Origin of the sequence: Streptococcus pseudopneumoniae (assembly GCF_001074975.1) — a bacterium.
GTDB lineage: Bacteria > Bacillota > Bacilli > Lactobacillales > Streptococcaceae > Streptococcus > Streptococcus pseudopneumoniae_D.
On record NZ_JUUO01000142.1, the window covers coordinates 1 to 7,966 of the forward strand.

Sequence of the window (7,966 nt, forward strand, 5' to 3'; positions counted from 1 at the left end):
TTAGCTAGTCTTCTTCAAGAATTGTACGCTTTACCACTTAGCCAACGTCATGTGGAGTCTGATGGATTGGTATTTGACCCAGCACAGATTACAAAACGTACAGCCAATGGTGTCGCAGTCCCTCACGGAGACCATTTCCATTTCATTCCATATTCGCAAATGTCTGCCTTGGAAGAAAAATTGGCTCGAAATCTGCCAATTGGAGGTCAGCCAATTCAAAGTCATGCTGACAATACGAAACCAAGCAGTACTGAGAAACCAAGTTCAACCATTAAACCAAACTTTAATCTCAATACGCCAGCACCGAATCGAGGAACTGGAGGAGCCTATACAACGGATGATGGGTATGTCTTTAGTCCGACAGATGTGATTGAAGATACAGGAGATGCTTTTGTTGTACCGCACGGCAATCATTTCCACTATATACCAAAGAGTGATTTGTCTGCAGGAGAATTGGCTGCTGCTCAAGCTTATTGGAATGGTAAACAGGGCTCACATTCTGCTACAAGTTCAAGTAAACCAAATAGCAATGATACAAATCCAGCCCAACCAAGTTTGACAGAGACTCCTAATCTGAATGTCACGCCAACTTATCATCAAGACCAAGGAGATGACATTCCAAGACTTTTACGTGAATTGTATGCCAAACCTTTATCAGAACGACATGTAGAATCTGATGGTCTAGTCTTTGATCCGGCACAAATCATCAAACGTACAGCTAACGGTGTCGCAGTGCCTCACGGAGACCATTATCACTTTATTCCTTATTCGCAAATGTCTGATTTAGAGCAGAAGATTGCAAGAATGATTCCGTTAAAAGGGCAAAATGGATTAAATCAAATTGGTACAGATATTAAACCTTTAGTATCAAAGGAAGTAGTTCATAAGTTCTTAGGACAACCAATCAAAGCTTATGGAAAAGGTTTAGATGGTAAACCTTATGATACTAGTGATGGATACATATTTAGCAAAAATTCAATCGATTCTGTTGATAAATCAGGTGTTATTGCCAGACACGGAGATCATTTCCATTATATGGGATATGGTGAATTAGAACAATTCGAATTGGATGAAGTTGCCAAATGGATTCAAGAAACTGGTAAAAATCCAGACGACATCGTTTCTTCAATTCACTCAGATGAGAAGGAAAAACCAAAGTTTGATTATAAAAAAGTAACGAATAAAGTTTCTAGAAATAGTAAAATTGGTTATATAATCAATGAAGGTGATAAAGATTATTTTTATTCACGTGAAGAACTAGATCTTACTCAAATAGCTTTTTCTGAGCAGGAACTAATGCTCAAAGATAAAGATACCTATCGTTATGATATTGTAGAAACAGAAATTAAGCCAAGATTGGCTGTAGATGTATCTAGCTTGCCTATGCATGCAGCCAATACTACGTATGATACTGGAACTTCCTTCATTATTCCACATATCGATCATATTCATGTCGTACCATATTCTTGGTTAAGTAGTGAGCAAATAGCAACTATAAAATATGTAATGCAGCACCCTGATGTGCGTCCTGAAGTTTGGTCAAAACCAGGTCATGAAGATGCTGGCTCTGTTATTGCTAATGTAACTCCTATTGAAAAACGGCCTGGAATGCAGAACTGGCAAATTATCCATTCTGCGGAAGAAGTTCAGAAAGCACTTAAAGAAGGCAAGTTTGCAACTCCTGATGGATATATTTTTGATCCACAGGATGTATTGGCAAAGGGAACCTATATTTGGGCAGATAAATCTTTCAGTATTCCAAAAGCTAGCGGTGATTCATTGAGAAATATCAATCAATCTGATTTATCAGATAAAGAGTGGAAACAAGCTCAAGAGTTGATAGCTAAAAGAAATGAAGAAAAAGAAACAACAAATGAGTCTTCTAATTCACATTCAGTTTCCTCAGATAAGAAATCGGAAACAAAGAAAGATGCAACGGATTCAAACAAAGTCGATGAACAACCAAAGGATAATAAATCTCAAAATGAGGCAGATGCGACTAGCAGCAATCCTTCAGTCGAAAAAGTTGGTGAAGAAGAAAAATCACATACAGAAAACAAAGAAGATGATTATGATGATATACCAGATTATGGATTAGATAAGGATACTTTAAAAAATCATATAAATCAAGTAGCACAAATTGCTCAAATTGATTCTAAAAATCTTATTTTTTCATCAGAAGGAGTTCAGTTTTATAATAAGAATGGGGATTTAGTAACTTATGATATTAAAACTCTTAAGCAAATAAAACCTTAGAATATTTTGACTAATGATCATCTAGTTGAAAGGATATTGTTCTATTATTGGATAGAACAATGTCCTTTTATTTGTTAATAAAAAGATGAAATTTCATGTCTAAAAAATGAAGAAAGGATTCTTAAAGTAATAATTTGATTCTCTTTCACTAAAAATCTTGACAGATAAGCTTAAAAAAGGTAAACTATTTACTGGTTAATTAATTGGTTAAATAACCAGTTTAGAAAAAACTGTTTAACCAAGCAAAAGAAGTTAAAAAGCTTCATCATTTATTGAAATGAGGGATTTATGAAATTCAGTAAAAAATATATAGCAGCTGGATCAGCTGTTATCGTATCTTTGAGTCTTTGCGCTTATGCGCTAAATCAGCATCGTTCGCAGGAAAATAAGGACGATAATCGTGTCTCTTATGTGGATGGCAGCCAGTCAAGTCAGAAAACTGAAAACCTGACACCAGATCAGGTTAGCCAGAAAGAAGGAATTCAGGCTGAGCAAATTGTTATCAAGATTTCAGATCAGGGTTATGTTACATCACACGGTGATCACTATCATTACTATAATGGGAAAGTTCCTTATGATGCCCTCTTTAGTGAAGAACTTCTGATGAAGGATCCAAACTATCAACTTAAAGATGCTGATATTGTCAATGAAGTCAAGGGTGGTTATATCATCAAGGTCGATGGAAAGTATTATGTCTACCTGAAAGATACAGCTCATGCTGATAATGTTCGAACCAAAGATGAAATCAACCGTCAAAAACAAGAACATGTCAAAGATAAGGAGAAGGTCAGCTCTGATGTTGCTGTAGCAAGGTCTCAGGGACGCTATACAACAGATGATGGTTATGTCTTTAATCCAGCTGACGTTATTGAAGATACTGGTGATGCCTATATCGTTCCTCATGGAGGTCACTATCACTACATTCCAAAAAGTGATTTGTCTGCTAGTGAATTAGCAGCAGCCAAAGCTATTCTAGCTGGGAAAAATACGCAACCGAGTCAGTTAAGCTATTCTTCAACAGTTAGTGACAATAACACGCAATCTGTAGCACACGGATCAACTAGCAAGCCAGAAAGCAAAGTTGAAAATCTCCAAAGTCTATTGAAAGAACTCTATGATTCACCTAGCGACCAACGTTACAGTGAATCAGATGGCTTAGTCTTTGACCCTGCTAAGATTGTCAGTCGTACACCGAATGGAGTTGCGATTCCGCATGGCGACCATTATCACTTTATTCCTTACAGCAAACTCTCTGCTTTAGAAGAAAAGATTGCCAGAATGGTGCCTATAGGCGGAACTGGTTCTACAGTTTCTACAAATGAAAAACCTAATAAAGTAGCGTCTAGTCTTGGAAGTCTTTCAAACAATCCTTCTTCTTCAACGATAAGTAAGGAACTCTCTTCAACTTCTGATGGCTATATCTTTAATCCAAAAGATATCGTTGAAGAAACAGCTACAGCTTATATCGTCAGACATGGTGATCATTTCCATTACATCCTTAAGGCGAATCAAATTGGTCAACCGACTCTTCCAAACAATGGTCTAGCAACACCTTCGCCATCTCTTCCAACCAATCCAGGTGCTTCACATAAGGAACATGAAGAAGGTGGACATGGATTTGATGCCAATCGTATTATTGCTGAAGATGAGCAAGGTTTTATCATGAGTCACGGTGATCACAATCATTACTTCTTCAAGAAGGATTTGACAGCAGACCAAATTAAGGCTGCGCAAGATCACTTGAAAGGGGCAAATACAACAACACCAGCACATGATGGCGATCACGACGAAGATAATAATGGACACCATCATGGTGAAGAACACGATCATGGTTTTGATGCCAACCGTGTCATCAGTGAGGATGAGCAAGGATTTGTCATGAGTCATGGTGACCACAATCATTACTTCTTCAAGAAGGATTTGACAGCTGATCAAATTAAGGATGCACAAGACCATTTAAAAACACATCATGATGCAGAGCCTGTAAAACCTCTTGCTAAAACGGTAGAGTCTTTCTCAAGAGATGCTAGCGATGAAGAAAAGATTGCTTACATTTCTAAGACCTATGGCGTTCCACTTGAAGCTATTAGAATTTCAAACGGATTCTTTGTTTTTGGAAATCCAGACCAAGCCTACGATCCAACTCATATCCATCCATATGCTGTTCGTAAAGAACACGTTCGTATTCCTCTTCAAACTGGAAATCCAGAACTTGATTTCCTAAATGAACTTTATACCACTGCTTTGCGAGATGGTGTGTCTCCTTATAGCTTGCAGGTAGAAAATGGTAGTTTTGTGATTCCTCATGGCGACCATAATCACTACATCAAGGTTCAAACTAAGGGCTTTGAAGTGGCTTTGAAAAACAAGATTCCAGCTCTACAATCCAACTACCAACCTGGAGCTTTTGATGAGAAGGTAGTTTTGGCAAAAGTAGACCAACTTCTAGCTGAAAGCAGAAACATCTATAAAGACAAGCCTATCGAACAAAGACAGATTGAGTTAGCTTTAGGTCAGTTTACTGAAAACATGAAGAAACTGGCAACTAACTCTACAGTAGGTTATCTTGCAACACTGGATCTCTTTGATAAGCAATATATTCATATTGATGAAAGTGTCAAGCCTGTTAAAACAAGCGCTCTAGATAAGAAATATCAAGCCTTGATTGATAAAATAAATACACTGGATACAGATTCTTATGGGCTTCCTAAGAAAGATCTTCTCGTTCGACTCCAAGAAGCTAAATTGGCAAAAGATGAGGCTGCTTTAGCAGCAGTTGAATCACAACTTCGAGCTCTTCAAGACTTTAATGATCGAACAGGTGTTACAACTGTAGAATACATCAAGTATTTCTACGAACACGTAAATGACGGTCGTTTGAGTGATGAACTTCGAAACAAAGTAGCTCAGTTGACTTGGACCTTGTATCAATCTCAATCCTTCCTTAAGGCAGCAGAATTGAACAAATTATTCCCAAGTATCTATCAGGCAAAACAAGAAGTAGAAGAAGCTTTGAAAGCTCAACCAACTACTGCTAAATCGACTAAGACAGTTCTAGATACTGAAAAAGTTGATAATCAAAGTGCCAAGACAGCCATTTATGGCTTCTTGAAAGAATTGTATGGAGACTTTATGCCTGAAGAACATGTCAATCATGTTAGCAAGGAGCAAGTAGAAAGTCTTTTGAGCAAGGCAACTCAACTCTTGGAACAAATTCAAGAAGAAGGTATCAGACAATCTTTGGCAGAAGAAGTAGAAAATCTCAAAGCTGCCACAAACAAGGCTGATGCAGACTTGGATGAAGTAAACAGCCAGGTGAAAGATGTCTTGACTCGTATCGCTAGTGCCCTTCAACAAGAGAAAGAAAATACTGAGCAAGATCCTCAGACACTTGTACTCTATCAAAAACTCTACGATATCCTCATGTCGCTTCACGCTTACTTAGAAAACAATAAGGGTTCTGATGAGGACTTTGATAAGGTAGATGCTTTACTAGATCAACTTTCTGCCAAGAGTAAGGACAAAGCCGCTTTACTTGAATTGACAAAAGCTATTCTGGTCTTGAATCAAGAAATCAAGTCAAAATCAAGCGTAACTGAAGAAGCAACTCCAGCAGCAAATGCTGAAGCAAATGGTGATAAGACAAGTCCCGAAACTGAAACATCAGCAGCTGCGGAATCTAACAGTGAAACTGCCAGCGACGAAAACAAACCGAGCAACGCAACAGATTCTAAACCTGCTGAATCAACTTCAGAAAAGGAAACAACAGAATCTCCAACAAGTACTGGAAATCAAGAAAAACCAGTAGAGTAAAAAAGTTGGTAGTCGGAGATTTAGGAGATTTTGCCATTCAAGGCTGTTTCCCATTTCTCATTGTAATTATAAACCATGGCAACATAAGAAAACGAGCATTTCCAACTGAGGAGGTGCTCGTTTTTTGATAGTTAGAAGTAGTTTTTATCCGTCTATTTAGAGTTGATTACAAGAAATGATTGACTTGACTGTGAACATAAGATGTATCACCTATTATAATGTTCAAATAGCGCTCCAAAGCAAATAATTATCCTCATGAGTATAAATCTTCTAAATCAACGACTTCCAAACCATTTTCTGTCAAACGATAGATACTCGTACAGACCTCTTTTAAGAAACGACGGTCATGCGAAACAGTGATGATACCGCCTGGATAGGTTGCAAAGAGTTTTCTGATTTGGGGTTGAGAAGTGGGAGAAAAGTTTCGTGTGGGTTCGTCCAACAGGAGAAAATTTGGTTTGCGCAAGACTAAATCTAAAAGCAGGAGTTTTCCCTGTTGCCCGCCAGATAAGGAGCGAATTTGATGCTGCATTTCTGGATAACTGAAATTGAGACTGGCTAAGTGGGATTGGATTTTCTGTAGTTCCTCTTTTTCACCAGTTTTGCTGAGATAAGCTATTGGGGATAAATCCAATTGTAGTTTTTGCTGGTAATCTTGAGGCATATAACCAAGCGAAATCTCTTTTTTATCATTAAGAAGTTGCTGTAACTTGGCTAACAGAGTTGATTTTCCAATACCATTTGGGCCGATGATACCAATTTTTTCTTGGCCACGGACAGTTAATTGTAGTTCTTGCACCAAAATTCGCTCGCCAATGGATAAATTTTCTTTTTCCAGTTGGATTAAGACTTTAGAAGTAGGTAATGGCTGTATATCTGAGAAGAAAAGTCTGATTTCTTCCTCTTCAAGTGGTTTTTTGGTCATGGACTGAGCTGCCTTTTCAATACGTTTTTCTTGAGAGAGAACAATTTTCATCTTTTTAGCTAATAGGCGACCGGCAGTACTGTCTTTAGTAGCTCGAAGCGCAGTTTCTACATTTTGCTTGACTCGCCGATGTTTTTCCATGGTTTTATCGTAGGCTCTTTTGTCGTTAGCAGCTTGCTGGCTTTGTTTGATAAAATTAGCCTTTCTCTGGTCGCTATAGCTATCATAATCTAAATGTTCTACTAGTGTTTCCGCTTTTTTCCGGTGCTTGACCAGTCGTAAGTGGACAATAGTATCAGCCGTTTCAGAAAGAAAATCCTCATCATGAGAAATGAAAATAACGGTTTGCCGAATCTTTCGAATCTGACCTTTTAGCCAATCAACCGTCTCAAGGTCTAAGTCGTTTGAAGGTTCATCTAAAAATAGAATCTCAAAGGGTTTGGCTAACTCATGGATGAGCTGAATTTTCAAAGATTCGCCCCCTGAGAGGCTCCCAATCTTTTGGTCGCTAGCGAAACGATCGCTATCAAAATGCAATTCCTCAGCCAAACGATAGAGGATACTGTAGTCTAAATCAATAGAATCTAAAAAGAAGTAGTCGTGTAGAGTCCTATTTTTTAGCTCCTCGGGGAGTTTTTGAGGAATATAGGCCAGAGACTGATGGTCAGACTGGATGTCTCCCCTGACAGTGAAATCAGGCAAAGCGTCCCCCATTAAAGTTTTAAGCAAAGTTGATTTGCCATTTCCTTCTTCTCCAATAATAGCTACCTTTTCTCCGTCTTGGATGGTCATGCTTAAGTCGGCTACAAGGTCTCGTAAATCTTTGTTTTGTGTGATGGTCAGGTGATTGATTTTTATCATATGATTGCCCTTTCTAGAATGTTGATAGTGCATAACAAAAAGCTCTACTTTATGGCTCTATAATATTTGTAGTGGGTAAATCCCCTATGGATATTATGGAGCCTACTTTGT

At 38.1% G+C, this 7,966-nt stretch carries 3 protein-coding genes; 2 read left to right on the plus strand and 1 reads right to left on the minus strand.

What is annotated here, in order from left to right:
• Positions 1 to 2,256, plus strand: a 2,256-nt coding sequence (locus ADI86_RS10650; RefSeq protein WP_049532994.1) for a pneumococcal-type histidine triad protein, incomplete at its 5' end; no start/stop codon positions are given.
• Between the two features lie 288 nt (positions 2,257 to 2,544).
• Positions 2,545 to 6,069 (plus strand): pneumococcal-type histidine triad protein, encoded by a 3,525-nt coding sequence (locus ADI86_RS12500; protein WP_049532995.1) that lies wholly within the window; start codon positions 2,545 to 2,547, stop codon positions 6,067 to 6,069.
• Positions 6,070 to 6,322: 253 nt separating this feature from the next.
• Here the strand turns inward: ADI86_RS12500 and ADI86_RS10660 are convergent, their stop codons facing one another.
• Positions 6,323 to 7,888: an ATP-binding cassette domain-containing protein gene (locus ADI86_RS10660; protein WP_049532996.1), complete on the minus strand. Its 1,566-nt coding sequence runs from the start codon at positions 7,886 to 7,888 to the stop codon at positions 6,323 to 6,325.
• Between the last annotated feature and the right edge of the window lie 78 nt (positions 7,889 to 7,966).